The sequence below is a fragment of the Paraglaciecola sp. QJM3NY_14 genome (genome assembly GCF_056173245.1).
Genome location: NZ_CM149664.1, coordinates 178,128 through 198,842, shown reverse-complemented (window position 1 = coordinate 198,842; position 20,715 = coordinate 178,128). Strand labels below are relative to the sequence as shown.

General features: G+C 45.3%; 17 protein-coding genes. 4 read left to right on the top strand and 13 right to left on the bottom strand.

The features are described from left to right. Positions 1–3: 3 nt before the first annotated feature. The 8 genes from mshL to AC0VYA_RS00800 form a co-directional block, all read right to left on the bottom strand. On the bottom strand, positions 4–1,659 hold the full coding sequence (gene mshL / locus AC0VYA_RS00835; protein WP_475491011.1) for a pilus (MSHA type) biogenesis protein MshL: 1,656 nt from the start codon (positions 1,657–1,659) through the stop codon (positions 4–6). Next, entirely contained in the window at positions 1,649–1,999 is a 351-nt protein-coding gene (locus AC0VYA_RS00830) for an MSHA biogenesis protein MshK (RefSeq protein WP_475489757.1), read from the bottom strand. The genes mshL and AC0VYA_RS00830 overlap by 11 nt, the downstream gene beginning before the upstream one ends. A 1-nt stretch (position 2,000) precedes the next feature. After that, on the bottom strand, positions 2,001–2,693 hold the full coding sequence (gspM, locus tag AC0VYA_RS00825; RefSeq protein ID WP_475489756.1) for a type II secretion system protein GspM: 693 nt from the start codon (positions 2,691–2,693) through the stop codon (positions 2,001–2,003). Then, positions 2,690–3,301: a PilN domain-containing protein gene (locus tag AC0VYA_RS00820; RefSeq protein ID WP_475489755.1), complete on the bottom strand. Its 612-nt coding sequence runs from the start codon at positions 3,299–3,301 to the stop codon at positions 2,690–2,692. Before AC0VYA_RS00820 ends, gspM begins: the two co-directional genes overlap by 4 nt. Next, the gene (pilM, locus tag AC0VYA_RS00815; RefSeq protein WP_475489754.1) at positions 3,298–4,230 is read right to left on the bottom strand and encodes a type IV pilus biogenesis protein PilM; all 933 of its coding nucleotides are present in this window, start codon (positions 4,228–4,230) and stop codon (positions 3,298–3,300) included. The genes AC0VYA_RS00820 and pilM overlap by 4 nt, the downstream gene beginning before the upstream one ends. A 252-nt stretch (positions 4,231–4,482) precedes the next feature. After that, positions 4,483–5,289 (bottom strand): 2-oxoadipate dioxygenase/decarboxylase family protein, encoded by an 807-nt coding sequence (locus AC0VYA_RS00810; protein WP_475489753.1) that lies wholly within the window; start codon positions 5,287–5,289, stop codon positions 4,483–4,485. Between the two features lie 70 nt (positions 5,290–5,359). Next, entirely contained in the window at positions 5,360–6,400 is a 1,041-nt protein-coding gene (astA, locus tag AC0VYA_RS00805) for an arginine N-succinyltransferase (protein WP_475489752.1), read from the bottom strand. Between the two features lie 5 nt (positions 6,401–6,405). After that, on the bottom strand, positions 6,406–7,611 hold the full coding sequence (locus AC0VYA_RS00800; RefSeq protein ID WP_475489751.1) for an aspartate aminotransferase family protein: 1,206 nt from the start codon (positions 7,609–7,611) through the stop codon (positions 6,406–6,408). 152 nt (positions 7,612–7,763) lie between these two features. Between AC0VYA_RS00800 and AC0VYA_RS00795 the strand changes: the two genes are divergently transcribed. After that, positions 7,764–8,192: an Lrp/AsnC family transcriptional regulator gene (locus tag AC0VYA_RS00795; RefSeq protein WP_011573100.1), complete on the top strand. Its 429-nt coding sequence runs from the start codon at positions 7,764–7,766 to the stop codon at positions 8,190–8,192. A 93-nt stretch (positions 8,193–8,285) separates the two neighbouring features. Here the strand turns inward: AC0VYA_RS00795 and AC0VYA_RS00790 are convergent, their stop codons facing one another. Next, the gene (locus AC0VYA_RS00790; RefSeq protein WP_475491010.1) at positions 8,286–8,960 is read right to left on the bottom strand and encodes a TetR/AcrR family transcriptional regulator; all 675 of its coding nucleotides are present in this window, start codon (positions 8,958–8,960) and stop codon (positions 8,286–8,288) included. Between the two features lie 183 nt (positions 8,961–9,143). Here AC0VYA_RS00790 and AC0VYA_RS00785 point away from each other — a divergent pair, with 183 nt between their 5' ends. Together AC0VYA_RS00785 and AC0VYA_RS00780 are read left to right on the top strand one after the other, a co-directional pair. Then, positions 9,144–10,481, top strand: a complete 1,338-nt coding sequence (locus tag AC0VYA_RS00785; RefSeq protein ID WP_475489750.1) for a DASH family cryptochrome — start codon at positions 9,144–9,146, stop codon at positions 10,479–10,481. Continuing rightward, a complete protein-coding gene (locus AC0VYA_RS00780; RefSeq protein ID WP_475489749.1) occupies positions 10,474–11,961 on the top strand; it encodes an FAD-binding domain-containing protein in 1,488 nt (495 codons plus the stop codon). The genes AC0VYA_RS00785 and AC0VYA_RS00780 overlap by 8 nt, the downstream gene beginning before the upstream one ends. A gap of 43 nt (positions 11,962–12,004) precedes the next feature. Here the strand turns inward: AC0VYA_RS00780 and AC0VYA_RS00775 are convergent, their stop codons facing one another. From AC0VYA_RS00775 to AC0VYA_RS00760, 4 genes are all read right to left on the bottom strand, one after another. Continuing rightward, positions 12,005–12,154, bottom strand: a complete 150-nt coding sequence (locus AC0VYA_RS00775) for a DUF2256 domain-containing protein (RefSeq protein ID WP_475489748.1) — start codon at positions 12,152–12,154, stop codon at positions 12,005–12,007. Positions 12,155–12,363: 209 nt separating this feature from the next. Continuing rightward, a complete protein-coding gene (locus tag AC0VYA_RS00770; RefSeq protein ID WP_475489747.1) occupies positions 12,364–14,778 on the bottom strand; it encodes a TonB-dependent receptor in 2,415 nt (804 codons plus the stop codon). A 539-nt stretch (positions 14,779–15,317) separates the two neighbouring features. Beyond that, positions 15,318–15,920: a single-stranded DNA-binding protein gene (locus tag AC0VYA_RS00765; protein ID WP_011573086.1), complete on the bottom strand. Its 603-nt coding sequence runs from the start codon at positions 15,918–15,920 to the stop codon at positions 15,318–15,320. A gap of 316 nt (positions 15,921–16,236) precedes the next feature. Then, complete coding sequence (locus AC0VYA_RS00760; protein WP_011573085.1) at positions 16,237–17,580, bottom strand: MFS transporter; 1,344 nt, start codon at positions 17,578–17,580, stop codon at positions 16,237–16,239. A gap of 291 nt (positions 17,581–17,871) precedes the next feature. Between AC0VYA_RS00760 and uvrA the strand changes: the two genes are divergently transcribed. Next, positions 17,872–20,700, top strand: coding sequence for an excinuclease ABC subunit UvrA (uvrA, locus tag AC0VYA_RS00755; RefSeq protein WP_011573084.1), 2,829 nt, complete (start codon positions 17,872–17,874; stop codon positions 20,698–20,700). The last annotated feature ends 15 nt before the right edge of the window (positions 20,701–20,715 follow it).

The following is a 20,715-nucleotide window of genomic DNA, read 5'->3' as shown; positions in this document are numbered from 1 at the left end:
CGATTAGTCCACGTGTAGCCAGTCAGCCATTTGATTACGGCTGCGGATCAACTGCTGGCGCCATGTGTCTGCGCCTACCACTGTGGGACGAAGCAAGATAACCAGTTCTTTTTTGGTTTCTGTTTCTTGACGGTTTTTAAATAAATTACCCAGTAGCGGAATATCACCTAGTAAAGGTGTCTTTGACTCTGTTTCAGAAATAATTGATTGCATTAACCCGCCGATAACGACTATCTCACCTGAGCGAGCATGAATAATTGTGTCTGATTCGCGTATGTTACTTGCGGCAAGAGGCAGCACGAACTGCTCTTCATTTAAGGTCACAACCTTCTCTTGTTCTTCGGTTTCAATCACAGATGGGTGCACATGTAATAGCACCCCACCTTGTGCATCAATTTGCGGGGTTACGTCTAACGCGATACCGGAAAAAAACGGTGTCAGTTCAATATTCGGTGTGGTGGAGCTAGTCGCAGCAGTTACGGTACTTTGACTGGATACGTCAGTCACAAAGTACTCGTCATCCCCCACTTTAATCACGGCTTTTTGATTGTTGATCGCCGTGACTCTAGGGCTAGACAAAACCTGCACATTGCCTTGGGTTTGTAATAAGTTCAGCACGCCGCTGAAGTCTTTATTAACGAACGACAAACTTGTAATGCCCCCCAGTGACGCAGAAATAGCATCCCCTAAGCTGCCTGCAGTGGTGGAAAATTGAAAGTCAGTACTGCCACTATTAGCTAATACTTCTGTCCAGTTGATACCTTGCTGATAACCATCGCTCAGTGACACCTCAAGAATACGCGCCTCTAAAATAACTTGGCGCTGTACATGCTCTTCTGATATCGCCAAAAACTCTTTAACCGAGCGTATTTCATTAGGCATAGCACGCACGGTGACCAACCCGGCTTGGGGCATCACCATCACACTACGACCCTCTTCTGCGCCAATCATGACTTGCAATGATGCTAGCAAATCTGTCCAAAAATCGGTTTCAGTACTGGTAGAAATACTGGTGCCGTTACCATTACTTCCTGAATTCAAGTTATTTGAACTACCGGAAGAAGAATTGCCGCTAAAGCTGTTCAGCGAACTGCCTGAGCTACTACTACTGCTGCTGTTTTGTGCTTGTGAGACGCCGCCAGAGGTAATACTGGTTTGCGTCGCCCCGTCGCGTTTCATTAATAAATAATTCACGGCGAATGTTTCTGTACGCATGCCCGAGGGATAAATACGATAAATATTTTGCCTGCGCTGCACATCGTAACCGTATATCTCAGTGACGATATCGAAAATCTGCTCTAAGGTGACCTGTTTCAAATTCAAGGTAATCGAACCCGACACGGATGGATGAATAGCCACGCTGAAAGGCGTATCTTCTACGATTCCAGCGAAAAAGCTCACTGCATCGATTTGCTGAGCATTAATATCAAATTTAGGTTCGCCAAAAAGCGCTTCAGCAGCTTGCTCTGACCTTGGCATTAACGTTTGATGAACGGCATCAGGTAAATCAGGTACACCTTGCTTTTTAGGGCTAACTGTCTTTTCAGTGTCGGCAATTGCAGCGTCCAGCGATTTTTCATAATGCTGAGTATCATGCTTTGCCTGACAGGCGACTAAAACCAGCAGAAACCCGCTTAGCGTAATGAGCTTAAAATCCATCATTTGCATCTTTTATAAATTGAGAGTGATTGACATAAAGTTCTTGCGAACCTTTAGCGCCGCGCAATATAACTCGACCCTTGCTGATCGAAATGAGTGTTTTCCCTGCCACGTCCTGCCCTTCTTTAACATTCATACCATTAATAATGGCGTGCTTGTGATCACCATTAATAAATATGGCACTGAGTATCAATGTATCGGCTATTTCGCCTCTTGCTGAAGTGCTGGGAGTGGCGTCGAATGGGCGAGTTGGGTCGACTAAAACCTGAGCAAACGCGGCACTCGTAAAAACCAATGTCACGACGAAAATACCTAGCATAAATTTGAGGTCTCTATACACATCAGACTCCTATAAACGCTTTGCTGGTACTTAAGGTATACAGCTCAACTTCAACCGAAGCGTCCGGATAATCAGTGACCACGTAATTAAAACGCTTCCAATAAAATTGCCACCTGAGATTTTCAATGCCCGTTAAATAACGTTGAATATCAAAGTAACTGCCTTTTAATGACAAAAGCACACCGTGGCGGTACAAATTAATATCTGCTAATTCGTTGGCAACGCTTTCAGTATCACTGCCTTTTTCCCCCATGTTAAGCACGGGCGTTGGAGGGATTGACTGCATGCTGATTAACGTAACGCCCTGACTTTCGGCCAACACTTTTTCCAGTAGTAACGGCATTTGTTTAGGCGGCACCAAATTGACCGTTTCTTGTTGCAAGTCGGTGTCTAAATCAAGGCTTCTTTGCTTGAGTTTATTTAGCGAGGCCACCAATTGCTCATTGGGGTCATTACTAAATGCATGTTCACTGACCTCGATTTGTGCTTCAACGCTGCGCACTTGATTACGCATAGAGGCGATATTCTGCTCATCCCGGGTAACTGTTTCATTCACGGGCTCGATAAATAACAGGTAACCAACCATACCAATGACAACCACGCCACTAAGTAGAATCAGTAGTTGTTCGCGTTGTGTAATGGCGAGAAACTGAGCGAAAAGCGTGTTATACCTTTCTTTTAGTGTTTGGCTCATGGCTGCTCCCCCGGTTGTGCGTCACTTGTCGTTTTAGTGCCAAGGGTAAACATCAACTGTTGATTTGGATCGCGATACAGCTTAGTGGTAGAGAACTCTTGACCTTTTAAGCGCTCTGTTAAGCTCAATTGCGTCATCCATTGCGGGATAAGCGATGAATCGGTTGCCGCTCCTTCCAACATCACGTGATTCTCATCTAATCGGATTCCAGTTAACCATAGCCCGTCCAAATGATGCTCTGCCAGCCCCAACATCAAACCTGCAAAACCGTTCGATTTAAACTGCTCTTGCCCAGATAACTCATCAATGACACGCTGCTTTAAACTCACTTCTAATTGCTTACTCTCAATTGCCGCAAGCAATTTGGGATCTTTCGTGCGATTCGCTAACGTTTCGTTTAGCTCAGCGAGTCGGTCCTCTGCCTGCTGCTTTTGCACTTCAATGGCCATTAATTCCGCTTTTACACTTTGTCCGTGACTATAGTCATGATAGTAAACCAGCCCAACAATCGTGAATAAAATTGCCCACACAGTCAGTACAAACGACAGCGTCAACACTTCTAGTTTAGGGTGTAATTCGGGTAAGTAGAGGTTAATACGAGACTTCATTGTGCGGCCTCAGTATTCAATTTTACATCTGACAACGCAGCACCTAAGCTCGCTAAACTGACCATTTTCTCTGGCTGGGGCGACGCTAAAGGCAGCGCCATGACGGTGACAGGCATAAAGGTCAGCTCTTGGATGACCTTCGCCAGCTCTTGTTGAATAGATGAATTGAGGTGAACGACAATCTTGCGCACGGGGGCTTGACGCAGTTGACTCTCGAAATAGTCCATGGAGCGTTGAATTTCAACACTCAAGGTATCTCCCATCCCCATTTGGAACTCCTCTAACGAGAAGCTAGCCAAGTTTTCATAGCCTTTCAAACGCCGTGAGAAGAATAACTTGCCTTGTTTGACGATATTTAAATTTATCTGACCGCCATTCTCTTGGAACAAAGTCAAAACAGCATCATCATCCGTTGGCAGAAGCTCGCTGGTTGCCAACTCTTCTATGGTAATGGTATTGAGTTTTAACTCTGCGCGGGTAATGCCTTTGATTATCCCGTGAATGTGAGCGCGGCTAATAGCCACCACATTGACCCTTTTTTTACCGCCAATTACTGCTGGGTGGTCGTAGTAATCAAAGACATGCTCATCTGTACTGGTGAGCTGTTCTTTGATTTGCCATTTTAGAGCGGAAGCAATTTCTTGCTCTTCCACTTCAGGCCTATCTACTTGAAAGTGCTGATATTTACTTAACCCCAATGCAATATAACAAGGGGTGCGAGCTAAATTATTGTTCGCTACGTACTCTTGCAAATGTTTCGCCCAATCTTGCATAGGCAAAGTGTGCTGCTCTATCCACTGATAGGCACCAGATTTTTTTTGAATAACATTAAGGTGCAATTCAGCATCGCCCATCTCAATTCCAATCGAGTGAAATTTTGATGGCTTGCTAAAGTACTGCTTTATAAACTCGCGCCAGCTAATTCGCATTGTTCAATTCATATCTTGTTACATTGCTCTGCCATTACAGCAAAATTTAGAATAAAGCACCAGCAATATAAATCGCTACCTTAATCACGATTTATTAGCGATACCAATAAGTTAAATTGAGGATTTGTAGTTTAATTTCGCATCAGTATAGGTGACAATAGCGACATTGCGAATCGTAAACAATTAGACAATCGGCTAAAAAAAAGAGGCCTCTAAGGCCCCTTTTTTAGGTAAGTAAACGTACCACGGAATTTATCTCGCGTTAGTACTTTCGAAGATTTTATCTGCTGATTCAGCCACAAACCCAGTAAATAATTTGCCGTCAGGCTTAGGATAACGTTTAGCGAACTCGTAGAAGCAGCTAGGAATCTCTCGCTCCCCATCACTAAACGCCACGGGGTGCTTATCTGCCAGGGTCGATGATTGCTCTAGCATGACCTCAACCGAACCTTTTATTTCGCCGCCTGCAGTATTCAAGGAAAGACCTGCCGCTTTCACGGCTTGATTGATTTGTTCGATAGAATCAAATTCGCTGAGATGGTTATTGCTTACAGTGAAATGATTCGCTCGGTAGCCCCACGCAGCGACCCAAGCCGCAAACTCGGATTCTTGCAATAACTGCTGATAGGTCGCGTAATCAATGTCCCAATGGCGCCCAGAATATAAAAAGTTATCTTGTGTCACTGCATCAACGCTCATATTCGAAACAAGATTTCGAATGGTTTGCTGCAGTGATTCGCTGCACTGCTCAAGTAAAAGCTCTGAAATAAAGACTTTGGGTAAGTCTGGATTTTCTGAGTGCTCAAAATGTTTAGCGTACAGCTTTTTGCCTACGAAATGGTATTCACCACAGGCCTTGTAACCCAACGCCTCAAAATGTGCCGCCAGCGCGTCAAGTCCAATACCAGGTAAGTTAAAAGTGCGTAATGCGATGTGATCGTTGATCACTCCTTGCCCTTGCGTTTTGCCAAACAAGTCATGAACGGTAACCGCTGAAGGGGTAACAGCGAGGTAACTTTCCCACAGCTTTTCAAATAATGTATTCACATTAGTATGCATAAATAAAAACCTTTCTATTCAATATAATATCTTGCAAAGGCGGTTTAACCTTTGCGCCTAGTTCTTTACGCTACAGCCCAATAAAGCGCACATCGCTGGCGTTCATTAAGCCTAATTCAGAGGCCATCTCAGCACTAATTAACAACGTATTGCTTTCATTTTCATACCTGATACAGGGCGTGATAGTGGCACGAAACTGGCTCACATCTGTGCTGCAAAGCATATAGTTCTGAGCACCTGAATCCGTCGTTGGTAACTGGCTTTTATCGGTTATCAGCACAGTAGCCAGCTGACTTTGTTGCACTGTACGAATGTTCTTAAGAGCGACTTCTACCGTTGGTCCCGCATCAAATAAGTCCACGTAACCACGATGAAAAAAGCCTTCTTTTTGCAATAATCGAAGTGCCGGAGCCGTTTTTTCATGCACCTGACCAATCACGTTTTGCGCATCTTCACTTAATAGCGCCACATATATTGGGTGCTTCGGCATCAATTCTGCGATGAATGATTTATCACCCATTCCCACAAGGTAGTCAGCAGTTGGGAAGTCGATACCAAAAAAGTTTGGCTCCAACCATGCCCAAAAAGGTGAGTGACCATTTTTATCAGAAACGCCGCGCATTTCAGCGATAACTAAATCTGAAAAACGCTCTGGATGATTCGCCATGAACAAGTAGCGTACCCGAGACAATAATTGTCCGGCGAAACCACGGCGGAACTTTTCGCGCACAAACAAGGTACAGACCTCTGACGCCCCCGTGTAGTCGTTACACAAGTTAAGTGTCTCTACGACCTTTTTCACCCCTAAGCGCTCTGAATAGTGCACATGACTGGCAATGTGATAATGATAAAACGGCGCATTCAGTCCAACTGCGGCTTCAATGCCGGTAACCCCAATAATCTCTTTGCTTTGAGTATCTTCGAGTACGAACAAATAGTTTTGTTGGCCAGGGGAAGCCACCTGCTCAGTAAAACTTTTTTGAGCACGCGAAATCTTGCTTAGTAATAGCTCATCATTATCAGGCAATGAGGTAAAGCCGTGACCAGACTCGACAGCAATTTGCTTTAATGCCGCAAAATCTGCGGCGCATATAGGGCGAATAACCAGCATGCTAGTTAGCCTTTAACCACTTGCGCAACGGCCAACTCAAAGCGCTGTAAGCCTAATTCAATGTCTTGCTCTGGGATCACCAAAGACGGAGTGAAGCGCACCACGTCAGCTCCTGCAATTAGGCACATCAAGCCATGCTCTGCAGCTGCGACTAAAAATGCTTTTGCTTGGCCTTTATATTTTTCATTTAATGCGGCGCCGAGTAACAACCCTTTGCCACGAATTTCAGCGAATACGTGATATTTGTCGTTGATACGCTGTAAACCGTCACGGAACAACGTTTCACGCTTCGCCACCCCCTGCAAAACGTCGTCGTGACTAACCACGTCTAATACGGCTTCTGCGACAGCGCATGCCAGTGGGTTACCACCATAAGTTGAGCCGTGCGTACCGATTTTCAAATGCTTGGCAATCTCAGTCGTGGTTAGCATGGCGCCAATAGGGAATCCGCCACCAAGGGCTTTCGCCGTGGTTAAGATGTCTGGTGTTACCCCTAAGTTTTGATAAGCGTACATAGCCCCCGTACGACCAACCCCCGTTTGCACCTCATCAAAAATCATCAGCGCATTGTGCTTATCGCATAGCGCCCTAACGCCTTTTATAAAATCAGCGTTAGGTGAAATGATACCCCCTTCACCTTGCAGCGGCTCTAGCATTACAGCGCAAGTTTTATCAGAAATGAGCGCTTCTAAGCCGGCTAAATCGTTGTAATCTGCATGTGCAATATCGCCTGGCTTAGGGCCAAAACCATCACTATAGGCGGTTTGCCCGCCCACCGTTACAGTGAAAAACGTACGTCCATGAAAGCTCTTGTTGAACGAGATAATTTGTGACTTTTGAGCCCCATACGCATCCAACGCCCAGCGCCGAGCAAGCTTTAGTGCAGCTTCGTTGGCTTCTGCACCTGAATTGGCGAAATACACTTTTTCAGCGAATGTTAATTGCGTGAGTCTTTGGGCTAGGCGCAGCGCCGGCTCGTTAGTCATCACGTTAGAAAGATGCCACAATTTTTGCCCTTGCTCTGTTAAAGCTTGAACTAAAGCAGGGTGACAATGACCCAAACAATTCACCGCAATGCCACCAGCAAAGTCGATAAACTCTTTGTCATTTTGGTCCCACACGCGAGAGCCTTTACCGCGCACTGGAATAATCGCGGAGGGCGCATAGTTGGGCACCATGACGTCATCGAATAATTCTCTGGTTACTTGCATTGTTGCGCTCCTGTAAGGCCTAAAATAGTGACGTTGCTAATAAGCATCGTTAAGATAATTGACTATTATCGAGGTAAACAGATTAAAATTGCAGTAGCATTATGGTCAAAATGAACACACTATTTAGCAAATAAACCAAATAAAGTATCAAAATGATAACTAAGCAAGAACAACAACTGTTATCCATCTTGCGTTCCAACGCCAGAGCCAGCATTTCGGATTTAGCGCGAGTGCTAAATCTATCGCGATCCACGGTTCAAAATAGAATGATCAAACTTGAACAGTCCGGCGTCATCAAAGGCTATGCAGTGCAATATGGCAGCGAATACCAAGACAACTTAGTGTCTTCCCATGTATCCATCAAAGTACGCCAAAAGCTCACCGCCAAAACCAATGCAGAACTACGCCAAGTCAGTGAGGTCAGCGAGCTGTATGCCATTAGTGGAGAATATGATCTGATTGCCATTGTTCAGGCCGAATCCCTTGAGCAACTCAGTCAAATTTTGGACAATATTGGTAACCTAGAAGGAGTGGAGCGAACTAATTCGTCCGTTATTTTAGAAACGAAATTTAAGCGTTAGTTTTAGTGAGAATTTGAGTGCTAAATTCAATTAAGCGCCAAGTGTAATTAAGCGTAAACTCAGCAGCTTAGAGCATTCACTCAATATAAATAATTACCCTTTGTCAGCGGCAAGTATAAAACTATTCTCTTGAATATCTTCAGGCGTAATATTTTCGACCAACTGAAGAAAGCTCATTGTTGCTATGTTCGCCATGTGTTGAATAGAATCGTTCCACACTTTGCCGTGGCCAACGAACATGGTCATGCCTTCCATGGATGAAGAAATAAACAAAGCCACTTTTTGCACCTGCTCGAAGTCCAGCTTTGGGTTCAGCCGCATAATGCTATCTTCAAGAGGTACCCGCACGCGAGCGTATATTTCATCCATTAATTTGTCAGCATATTCATCGTGATTTGCTAAGGCCCATAACTCAGGATAAAACGTAGTCGTTGTGGGGTTGCCTAAATCAAGTACGATAAAATTGACAATGGATTTGAGATGCAGTTCAGGATCGTTATTCGTCCCCAATCTTAGTCGTTCAAATTCATCCATAAACTCATCAATGCTGTGATCGAGCATATCTTTGAGCAAGTCATTCTTGCTTGGATAGTAATATTGTAAATTTCCCACGCTAATTTGCGCGCCCACAGCAACCTTACGCATAGACAACTTACTATAGCCTTGCTCAATCAATATGGTTTTAGCGGAATCCAGTATCAATAAAAGGGTTTCTTTACCGCGACGAGACTCCCCTGTCCCCTTCCTAATATTTCTCATTTTATGTATGGAATTACCTTGTCTCACGTGAGATTTTTAATGGGCTGACTACCTAATTTCCAAACTATATCAGATCGTAAAGCTGCCACACATTAATACGGGCGTCTTATTCCTGGCGCTAAGCTGATCTCATCTGTTTAAGCACACGTATTTATTGCTATTGACTGACTCTAAGATGACGGGTGTTTATTTTTGAAAAAGCTATCTTCAGCCCTCCCAAAGCGAGGCATTTTTTGGTTTCGTCATGATCTGCGTTTACATGATAACCCTGCGCTTGTTGCGCTTAGTGAACAAGTCGATGAGCTATTATGTGTATTTATAATCGACCCACGATGGTTCAAGAGTAGCCATTTTCAGTCGGCGCATATGGGCGATAAACGTTGGGCGTTCCTGCAACAGAGTCTGTTTGAATTACAGCGTCATTTGCAGGAGCAAGGCCAACAGCTGTTCGTACTTGAGGGAGAAACCTTAGAGGTACTTGGCGCCCTTATTGGTAGTTATACTCCAGATATAGTCGCCTCAGGTATGCACCCTGGTGTGTATGAGCGCCAGCAGTGGCAAAGAGTAAAGCAAGGTAACCCTAATACACTCTTTATTCAGGAAAACGGTCACAGCTTATTTCAACCTGATACGCTACCGTTTGAGATAGAATATTTGCCGGCAAGCTTCACTCCCTTTAGAAAACGCGTCGAAGACCTGCAAGTAGCAGCTGCTTTATCAGCCCCGACAGCTCTGCCACCCGCTCCCGATCTAGCTTGGTTGTCATCTAAGGACGTAAACCCATCGAAAAAAGCAATTGGGCTTGCCTTCACAGGAGGTGAGGACGCTGCTTTAGCGCAACTTGAGTACACTCTTTTTACCAGCCACAACATTAAAAATTATAAACAAACACGTAACGGTTTGGATGGGTGGGACTATTCCAGCAAGCTATCCCCTTGGCTCGCCAACGGGTGCCTTTCTGTTAGGCAAGTATTCACTGAGCTGAGGCGCTACGAATCAGAATATGAAAAAAATGACTCAACCTATTGGCTTTACTTTGAGCTGCTATGGCGAGAGTACTTTCAATGGCACCTGTTCAAGTACCAATCAAAACTATTTCAGTTTTCTGGGATACAAGACACTCGTCCTTTAACCACCTTTATCGCTTTACGGTTCGCAATGTGGTGCCAAGGTGAAACGCCTTATCCCATCGTGAATGCCTGTATGAAGCAATTAAATCATACTGGCTACATGTCAAATCGAGGACGCCAGTTAGTCGCTAGTTGTTTGGTAAATGAGCTCGGTGTTGATTGGCGCTTCGGGGCAGCTTACTTCGAACAACAACTTATCGACTTTGATGTGGCATCAAACTGGGGGAACTGGCAGTACCTTTCAGGTGTAGGCGTAGACCCTAGAGGACATAGGCGATTCGATTTAGCCAAGCAGGCGCAACAATATGATCCGAACGGAGAATTTGTGCGCCAATGGGCTGGGGATACGTACGTTAGCGGTATAGACCAAACAGACGCGGCAGACTGGCCTCTTGGGTAAAGAGCACATCAATGTGGTGTGGTTGAAGCGAGACTTGCGTTTGAGAGATCATCAAGCCTTATTCGCTGCCGCCCAGCAACCGCTGCCGGTGGTCATGATGTACCTATTTGAGCCCTCAGTTATAGCAGATCCGCATTACGATGTACGTCATTGGCGGTTTGTGTGGCAATCCATAGTCGACCTAAACAGCCAACTCGCCGATTACAATGCTCGCATCATTGTATTGTTCGAAGAAGCCCACAGCGTGTTTGCTCAACTTATGCAACGTTTTCATATTGCTGGCGTGTACAGCCATCAAGAAATCGGTCTTGCCTGCACTTACAAACGGGATAAAGCTATCGCGCGCATGTTAGATGCTGAAGGCATAAGCTGGCACGAATACAATCATGGCGGCGTTATCCGTGGCGCCACTCACCGACGTGACTGGGAGCAAAATTGGGATAAGCATATGAATGCACAATGTGCAGATACGCCTCTACATGAAGTCAATTGGCTAACCTTTGCCACCTTGATGACGCTAGATGAAAGCGAAGCATTGCCACAAGAGTACAAAACTCAACGTCCTGCATTTCAGCTTGGGGGTGAAAAACGCGCTTGGTACACCTTGCATCATTTTCTAAAAGAGCGCGGAAAGGCGTACGCCTATTCAGTTTCTAGCCCGATAAAAAGTAGAACAGCTTGCTCTAGGCTTTCTCCCTATTTGGCTTGGGGAAACATAAGTACTCGCCAAGTTTATCAATCAACTGCATCTAAAAAGCACAAAGATGGGTGGCAAAGGGCCATCAACGCCTTTCGGTCTCGCCTGCATTGGCATTGCCATTTTATTCAGAAATTTGAAAGTGAATCAGACATGGAGTTTCGCCCGCTCAACAAAGCCTACCTGGCTTACGAATATGAGCAAGGTGAACAAAAAGACGCTAATTTACAGGCATGGAAAACAGGGCAAACGGGCATTCCCGTCGTGGATGCTTCGATGCGCTGTCTGCATCAAACGGGTTACCTGAATTTTCGCATGCGAGCCATGTTAGTGAGCTTTTTGTGTCACCACTTAAATATTGATTGGCGAGAAGGAGCCATTCATTTAGCTCAGCTCTTTTTAGACTTTGAACCAGGGATACATTATCCGCAATTTCAAATGCAAGCGTCAGTAACGGGGACCAACCTTATACGCTTGTACAACCCGGTCAAACAATCACAAGACAAGGATCCTCAAGGGCAGTTCATCCGCCGTTTTGTACCTGAAATTTCTGACCTGCCGGATGCACTCATTCACACGCCATGGCTACTTACCCCCATGGAATGTCAAATATATGAAGTGGAATTAGGACGAACATACCCGCACCCAATGATTGATCTTGAACAAACCGGTAAGCGAGCAAGGGATACTTTGTGGGCGTTTCAGAAACGCGATGACGTTCAACAAGAAAGTAAGCGCATTCTCAAGCAACACACCCTGGTAAATCGCCCTAGAAGAATCTGAACCTTCGGCGATAAAAATACAATTTGAGCAAACCTAAGATTGACTACCTTTTATCGTCGAGAGTCTTTCTATTCCCCGCGCATCGCTTCGAGCAGTATTTGACATTCTCCCAGTCTTTTTGCCACTTTTTTCGCCATGAAAAGGGCCGTTGGCAAACGGGGCATATTTTGCTGGGTAGCTGTGTTTTGTTCATGATATGTAGCCGTTAATAACGCCGTTGACCCAGGTGTTCTCGCTCAACAAGGTCGCCTTTTTCTGTCTCGTTTAGCCAAGCTTAACGCAACTAACATGAAACAAAGCATGTCGATTTGATATTTCACAGGAAATAGGGAGGAGAATGCGCAGCTAAACGTCGATTAATGTTTAGCTGCTGATTATTTTTGAGTATATGACTAACCAACGTTACTCAAAGAAGTAACGGAATGTAGCACCAATTGTTCTAGGTTGGTTGGTCGTAAAACCGAGTCGTGCCCGACCTCCGCGCTCTCTGTCCAATGACAACAACGCATTTTCATCAAACAAATTGTTGGCGTACAACAGAATTTCGTAATCATCATAGGCCAGACCAAAGCTAAGATTCATGGTGCCGTAGGCATCAAGCACCAAATCTAATTCCGTGGTTTCCAGACCCGTTGCTCCACCAAAGGCCAAGCCAGAAACAAACGTGCCCGCACCGGCGACTTGGTCGCTAGGTTGAGTGATTCGATCACCAACGTACTGGTATGAGCCTTGGAAATAAGTGCTGTTTGAAGAGAACAAAGGCGAAGCGAGATCGTAAGTAAACGAAATCGAGAAACTTTCTTCAGGCACTGACGCCAAACGGTTACCATCTTCTACCCCACCAAGTACCGCACCAGAGCCATCAACCACGGTTGAGTCAAATTCTGCTTCTATAATGCTACCGCTAAGAGAGAAGAATAATTGATCTGTGAACTGGCGTGTAAGCTCAAATTCAAGGCCTTGCGTGTGGGCATCAGGCACATTAAACGACACTCGAGAAGAACAAGAGCCTGCATCTAACGTCACCTGTAAGTCTTCGATATCATTGTAAAACGCTGACACATTCGCGCTCCAGCCGCGGCCAGAAGATTTGAAGCCTAACTCATAGTTGGTTAACTGCTCATCTTCATAATCTTGGAATGAACCAAAAATCGCCTCATCCTGATCAGAACACAAGCTTCTGTTCAATGGATCGTTTACCCCACCTAACCTAAATCCTTCAGAAATCTGCGCGTTAATGTTCACGTTATCGTTCAAGCGATATTGACCAAGAATACGTGACGTAAAGCCATCAGATTCGGTAGCATCGGTTTGATTGTCTCCATTGGCGAACAAGCCGCCTGAAATAAACTGACGCTCTTCTTCGTAATCATAAAAACGCGAACCCGCAGTCACTTTAAGATCGTCGTTCACTTGATAATTAACTTCACCGAAAATAGCTAACTGTGTCAGATCGTAGGGCAAGAAAGCGTTGTAAGGTGAATCGACATCAAACCCATTAGCTACCGCCGCTGAAGTCCCTGCACCTAAGGTTGCGTCAGTAAAGCTATCGTATCCAGGTGTGGGCAGTGTTTGTTTGTACGTTCGGTCAGTTGAAGAATAAAACACGCCGACTATCCAATCTAACGCGCCGTCATCGTTTGATGCTGCGCGCAGCTCGAACGTGTCTTGCTCCACTTCTGTACGATCGAGTAGGTTCGATGGCAGCGTGACGGCCGCATCAGGGAAACCTAAATCAACACTCACTGAGCCAGACAGTGCGCTCGCATCTCGGCTCACCAGAATATCTCGGTCTGTGTAGCTGTAGACAAAGGTAAAGTCAGCAATCTCAGCTTGATACTCTGCGGTCAAATCAGCTATGAGCGTATCGTCAGAAAAGCCTTCTTCTAATAGTAAGAACTGCTCTCTATCTTTTAATTGTTTCGCTGGCCACGTTGTGGTGTAAGGGTTGGCGAAAATATTGAACGCGTCTTGTCTATTAAAGCCATTTATTTCGAGCTCTTGAAATATGATCCGCGGGGTAATAGTGAGTTTGTCATTTGGGCTGATAACAAACGCCACTCGACCACCGGTTCTGTCTCCGTCGTTAACATCTTCTTTAAACGCATTATCAGGACCGTATGCGTCAATAAAACCCGCATATTCAGTGCGATAAACCACCGCGCGCATAGCGACAGAATCTGAGATAGGCAGGTTTACCATACCTTTCACATTGCCGCCAGTGCCACCGTCTGATACTGAATTCAGGTTCGCTTCAAATTTCCCCTCGAACGTGTCTAGTTCAGGTTGATTAGTAATATAACGTAACGTTCCACCTATTGAGCCTGAGCCAAATAGCGTACCTTGCGGGCCGCGCAGCGTCTCTATACGATTTAAATCAAATAAGTCTAAGTCAGGGGTAAATAACGATAGAGAAATAACACTTTCATCCAAATAAACCCCCACCTGCTCTTTCACGCCCGGCTGGTCACGTACGATTTGCCCTGCAGATACACCGCGCATGGATACTTGGCTTTGTCCGGGGCCAAGATTTTGAATTGCCACACTCGCGACGTTACGAGCAATATCTTCTAAATTACTAGCACCACTTCGTTCAAAGTCCTTCTGGGTTTGCGCGTTGATTGAAAATGGAATATCGCCGATTGACTCTGCGCGCTTTGTCGCCGTGACAATGATTTGCTCAACATCTTCTTCTTGAGCGTTGTTTTTGTTTTGAGCAGCGCTTGTTTGCTGTGCAATCGCCCCTGTACTGATCAGTCCCATCACCGCAGCACTTATTGCGCATAGGCGAAATTTTTGTGTGTTTAGTTTCAACATTTGTCCATCCAGATTGATTGTTGTTTTTTTGTTAATAACCGTCGTGTAATGTGGCAAAAAAAGTTGGGCATTTCTACTGCTTACCGACGATATGTTGTTATTTTTGTAAGTATTGCTGACCAAACCCAGAATAAAAAACTCAAACCTGGGGTTTGCGCATGAGTATATAAAGCAAGTTTCATTGCTGTGAAAGCCGACCAGAGCGCTTTAAATCGATTTATGCAGTGCTGTAGTAAGGCGTCAGAGAATGAGTGAAAGACCGTTTGGAGATAACAGATTTTGCATAATTAAAGCTGTGGGAAGACAAATAAGTGTCTTTATCTATCATTTTTACTCACCAACTCACTAGATGAGTAAGCCTAAGAGCAACGCGTGTAGGCAGGGTATAAATCAGCATTTAGCGGCTGGCCCACCGCTGGGAAATCACAGTAAAACCGCCATCTTCGTTCCAACGTATTTTGGGAAAAATCAAACCGATACAAAAAAGCCCTGTAAAAACAGGGCTTTAAATAACTAACATCTACACTCTTTAGTATTAATTAAAACGGAATATCATCGTCGAAATCAAAGTCAGGTTCAGCCATAGGTGCTGGCTTATTTTGGCCGCCTTGCGGGGCTTGGTTGAAACCTTGATTGCCTTGGCCACCTTGAGGGGCTTGGTTGTAACCTTGGTTAGGAGATTGTTGAAAACCGCCTGAATTTTGACCGCCAGAGCGCTGGCCGCCAGCATTTTGACCGCCTTGTGCAGGACGCTGTGCAGGTTGACGCTGCTGCCCTTGGAAGCCGCCTTCAGATTGACCGCCGCCTTTGCCACCTAACATTTGCATTTGGTCGACAATCACTTCTGTGGTGTATTTGTCTTGGCCTTGCTGATCTTGCCATTTACGGGTTTGCAATTTACCTTCTACGTAAATTTGTGAGCCTTTACGCAAGTATTCGCCAGCCACTTCAGCTAAACGGCGATACATAGTCAGGCGATGCCATTCGGTGCGCTCTTGCATTTGCCCTTGTTGGTCTTTCCAGCTTTCACTGGTCGCGATGCTTAAATTCGCTACCGCATTACCATTTGGCATATAACGTACTTCAGGATCTTGCCCTAAGTTGCCCACCAATATGACTTTATTTACGCCTTTGCTCGCCATTTTAACTCCTATTATCTGCCCTAAAACCTAAGGTCTTAAACACTTACAGTTTAAATATCACTTGGTTTTAAGTATGAATATGTCTATTTTTCAATTAATTAGTGATCAATTTTACCGCATTCACGCTAACTCGCGTTAATTTCGCCATTGTTTCGCTATTGTTCCGCATTAGAAGAAATATGAGCCCATCACCACCAAAAGGTTCGCCCGCTAAACGAAAGCTCGACCAAAATTGATTTTCACTGTGCCGGTTATTATAACGTGATTTCACAGATTATTTCTTAAAAATTTAGCCTTGATTAACGTAAAAAGCTGCTTAGCCGTTGACTAAAATATGAGCCTTTTCCAGTGAGAATTGCTTACCATCGGCCTTGATATAAACCACACCCTCATCTGGCACTACCGTCACATCTACCACTCCTTCGAGTGTGGCTAACTGCTCACCAATGGTATCGGCTGAATAACGGGTAAAATCTGGTTTTAGTGTAAAGCGTTTCAAGCGTTCACTGGTACCTAGCTTACGTAAACCAAGCCACCAAATACCACAGGCACCGCCAGCAATAACGAACACCCATTGAGGGCCAATATACTGACTGGCTAAGCCAGATAATGTACCGCCTAAAAATGCCCCTAAAAACTGAAAGCTGGCGTAAATACCCATGGCAGAGCCTTTTTTACCCGCTGGGGCAATGCTTGACACCATAGCCGGAAAACTTGCTTCTAAGAAATTAAAGCCGGTAAAAAATAGCCAGCCAAATACCATTACCGCAAGCACGGTACTGTGGGAAAAGTGCAAACCGAGTAATGCGCCACCTAGTAATAATATGCACAAACGAATCACGCCCGCTTGGCTCATCCTTTTGGTTAACATCATCAACGCGACTAAGCCAACGACAGAAGCTGCTAGTATGGGTAAATATAGTTGCCAATGACTTTCTAGCTGCCAGCCTAAAGCACTGAGTAGAATGGGCATTTGTACAAACAAAACCGTGATCATCATATGCAGTAACATCACGCTGATGTTCAAACGACGTAACTGTGGGTCAAAGAACAAGATTTTCACATCGGTAAGAACAGGTAGAGTATCGCCTTTGGGCGCGTAGTTTATTGCGCTGGGCACCACCCAAATGACCAAAGGTATGCATGAAATAGCGAGTATACCTGTAATAGAAAATATACCGTGCAGACCGTAATTATCCGCAATGACAGGGCCTATTAGCAAGGCTATATAAAATGAAAAACCAATAGCAATGCCGATAATCGCCATCACTTTTGGCCGCTGCTGCTCGCGACTCACGTCTCCAGCTAATGCCATAATGGCACCGGCAATTGCCCCAGCACCTTGCAAAAATCGGCCGATCACAATCCATAACATGCTATCTGCGGTGGCGGCAACACCGCTACCAATAGCAAACATCAGTAACCCGCCAACGATGACAGGTTTGCGGCCAATCTTATCGGACAACACCCCCATGGGGATTTGCAAAATAGCTTGGGTCAAACCATAGCCACCAATAGCTAAACCAAGCATTAGGGCTGAATAATCTGGGTAATGTACCGCGAGTATGGCCAGTACTGGCATCACCATAAACAATCCCAGCATACGCAAGACATAAACAGCGGCCAAAGCCAAAGAGGCGCGAATTTCGGTTCTATTCAAATGAGCAACTAATCAGTTTGAGGTTATCAAGGCGGCGAAGTTTACCACAAAATTATCGCCCTAAACGACAGCAACATTGCAGCTAACGAGGGGGAAAATAGCATAAGTTCAATGATATGCCCGAGTTTAAAACATCCACTTACATATTTCAGCGGCGATCTAATCAGCGCCATGACGCGTATCTTTCTAATCATTAATCATCTGGGTATTGAAAGTATAATTGTTCAACCACATAGAGCTCTTATATCAAGTATGTAATACTCACTCTTTTGAGGACGACTTTGGTCAATAATGGATAAGATAGCTGTACGTGGCGCGCGCACTCACAATCTAAAGAACATCGATTTAGATATTCCTCGAGACAAACTTACTGTCATCACCGGCTTGTCTGGCTCTGGTAAGTCTTCATTGGCATTCGACACCCTTTACGCCGAGGGGCAACGTCGCTATGTTGAGTCCTTGTCTGCCTACGCAAGACAATTTTTATCCATGATGGAAAAGCCCGACGTTGATCACATCGAAGGCCTATCTCCAGCAATTTCTATCGAGCAGAAGTCCACCTCTCACAACCCACGCTCAACTGTGGGTACCATCACTGAAATTTACGATTATTTGCGTTTGCTTTACGCTCGTGTGGGTGAGCCGCGTTGCCCAACTCACCATGTACCGTTAGATGCGCAAACTGTTAGCCAGATGGTTGACCGCGTACTAACCATGCCTGCAGATGAAAAACTCATGCTGTTAGCGCCTGTAGTTCAAGACCGCAAAGGCGAACATGTTAAAACATTGGAAAGCCTTGCAGCCCAAGGTTTTATTCGCGCTCGTATTGATGGCGAAGTGTGTGACTTGTCAGATCCCCCTGAGCTCGATTTGCATAAAAAACACAATATCGAGGTGGTGGTTGACCGCTTCAAGGTGCGTGAAGACTTAGCACTTCGCTTGGCAGAGTCATTTGAAACCGCGCTGAACTTGTCCGCCGGCACTGCGAAAATAGCCTTTATGGATGACCCGCACAAAGAAGAAGTGGTGTTTTCATCTAATTTTGCCTGCCCGCACTGCGGCTATTCAATGGCCGAACTTGAACCAAGACTCTTTTCGTTTAATAACCCGGCAGGCGCTTGCCAAACTTGTGACGGCTTAGGCACAAGACAGTTTTTCGACCCGCACCGAATTATCAGTAACGACGAGCTAAGCTTGTCGGGCGGGGCGATACGTGGTTGGGATAAGCGCAGTTATTACTACTTCCAAATGCTGCAAGCTGTGGCCGATCACTATAAATTTGATCTGACTACGCCTTTCTCTGAACTTGACGAAAAAGCCAAAGACATCGTGCTACACGGTAGCAAAGGCACCTCAATCAACTTCAAGTACATAAACGATCGCGGCGATATTATGGAACGTAAGCATCCCTTTGAAGGGATTATTCCAAATATGGAGCGCAGATACCGTGAAACAGAATCGAATGCTGTTCGCGACGAATTATCGAAATATTTAAGCCAGCAACATTGTAGTAGCTGTAATGGCACGCGTTTGCGCCTTGAAGCACGCAACGTATTTATTGGCGACACGCCACTGCCGACCATTACCGATATGTCGATTGCCGAGTCATTGCAGTTTTTCACTGACATTGAGCTGACAGGTAAACGAGAAAAAATCGCCGATAAGATTTTCAAAGAGATCAACGACCGTCTGAATTTCTTGGTCAATGTTGGTTTAAATTACTTGTCACTTTCACGCAGTGCCGACACATTATCCGGCGGTGAAGCTCAGCGTATCCGCCTTGCCAGTCAAATTGGTGCCGGCTTAGTTGGGGTAATGTACGTACTGGATGAGCCATCGATTGGACTGCATCAAAGAGACAATGAACGCCTACTGACCACGTTAGAGCATTTACGCGACTTGGGTAATACCGTCATCGTGGTAGAGCATGATGAGGATGCTATTCGCGCCGCTGATTTTGTACTCGATATTGGTCCTGGAGCCGGTGTGCACGGCGGCGAAATTGTGGCCCAAGGCACTATTGACGACATCATGAAAAGCGAGCATTCATTAACAGGTAAGTATTTATCTGGGCGTGAAGCAATCGCTATTCCTGAGAAACGCACTGAAATCGACCAAGATAAATGGATTGAAATGTGCGGCGCCACGGGCAATAACTTACAGGACGTAGATTTACGCATTCCATTTGGTTTGATGACCTGCGTAACCGGCGTGTCCGGTTCAGGTAAATCTACCCTTATTAATGATACCTTTTATCGTATTGCTCATCGTGAGCTAAATGGCGCGACAACCGGTGAGCCCGCACCATACAAAACGATCACTGGCATGGACATGCTCGATAAGGTGGTTGATATTGACCAAAGCCCGATTGGGCGCACACCACGTTCAAACCCAGCGACGTATGCGGGTATTTTCACCCCAGTGCGAGAGCTGTTCGCTGGTACGCAAGAGGCGCGTTCACGTGGCTACAAGCCAGGTCGATTCAGCTTCAACGTCAAAGGCGGCCGTTGTGAAGCCTGTCAGGGTGACGGTGTGATTAAGGTCGAAATGCACTTCTTACCTGACGTATACGTACCCTGCGACGTATGTAAAGGTGAGCGTTACAACCGCGAAACATTAGAAATTCAGTATAAGGGTTTAAACATCCATGAAGTACTGGATTTAACCGTTGAAGACGCGCGCAAATTCTTTGATGTTATTCCTGCGATTGCCCGCAAATTACAAACGCTGATGGATGTCGGTTTATCGTACGTACGTTTAGGACAAGCCGCCACTACCTTGTCAGGTGGTGAAGCCCAGCGAGTCAAACTGGCCAAAGAATTATCTAAACGAGACACCGGCCAAACCCTGTACATTTTGGATGAGCCCACCACTGGTTTGCATTTCCACGATATAAAACAACTTCTACAGGTATTGCATCGCCTACGCGATCACGGCAATACTGTGGTGGTTATTGAGCACAACTTAGATGTGATCAAAACAGCTGATTGGGTGATTGATTTAGGACCAGAAGGCGGCTCAGGCGGCGGGCAAATCATCGCTCAGGGCACACCAGAACAAGTTTGCGAAGTAGAAATATCTCATACGGCGCGCTTTCTTAAACCTTTGCTATCAGTTTAAACAAGGAATTTAATT

What these genes read in the sequence shown, in the direction of transcription:
- mshL (WP_475491011.1), bottom strand. Translation starts at nt 1,659, where the DNA reads ATGGATTTTAAGCTCATTACGCTAAGCGGGTTTCTGCTGGTTTTAGTC.
- gspM (WP_475489756.1), bottom strand. Translation starts at nt 2,693, where the DNA reads ATGAGCCAAACACTAAAAGAAAGGTATAACACGCTTTTCGCTCAGTTT.
- AC0VYA_RS00820 (WP_475489755.1), bottom strand. Translation starts at nt 3,301, where the DNA reads ATGAAGTCTCGTATTAACCTCTACTTACCCGAATTACACCCTAAACTA.
- pilM (WP_475489754.1), bottom strand. Translation starts at nt 4,230, where the DNA reads ATGCGAATTAGCTGGCGCGAGTTTATAAAGCAGTACTTTAGCAAGCCA.
- AC0VYA_RS00810 (WP_475489753.1), bottom strand. Translation starts at nt 5,289, where the DNA reads ATGCATACTAATGTGAATACATTATTTGAAAAGCTGTGGGAAAGTTAC.
- astA (WP_475489752.1), bottom strand. Translation starts at nt 6,400, where the DNA reads ATGCTGGTTATTCGCCCTATATGCGCCGCAGATTTTGCGGCATTAAAG.
- AC0VYA_RS00800 (WP_475489751.1), bottom strand. Translation starts at nt 7,611, where the DNA reads ATGCAAGTAACCAGAGAATTATTCGATGACGTCATGGTGCCCAACTAT.
- AC0VYA_RS00795 (WP_011573100.1), top strand. Translation starts at nt 7,764, where the DNA reads ATGATAACTAAGCAAGAACAACAACTGTTATCCATCTTGCGTTCCAAC.
- AC0VYA_RS00775 (WP_475489748.1), bottom strand. Translation starts at nt 12,154, where the DNA reads ATGAACAAAACACAGCTACCCAGCAAAATATGCCCCGTTTGCCAACGG.
- AC0VYA_RS00770 (WP_475489747.1), bottom strand. Translation starts at nt 14,778, where the DNA reads ATGTTGAAACTAAACACACAAAAATTTCGCCTATGCGCAATAAGTGCT.
- AC0VYA_RS00765 (WP_011573086.1), bottom strand. Translation starts at nt 15,920, where the DNA reads ATGGCGAGCAAAGGCGTAAATAAAGTCATATTGGTGGGCAACTTAGGG.
- uvrA (WP_011573084.1), top strand. Translation starts at nt 17,872, where the DNA reads ATGGATAAGATAGCTGTACGTGGCGCGCGCACTCACAATCTAAAGAAC.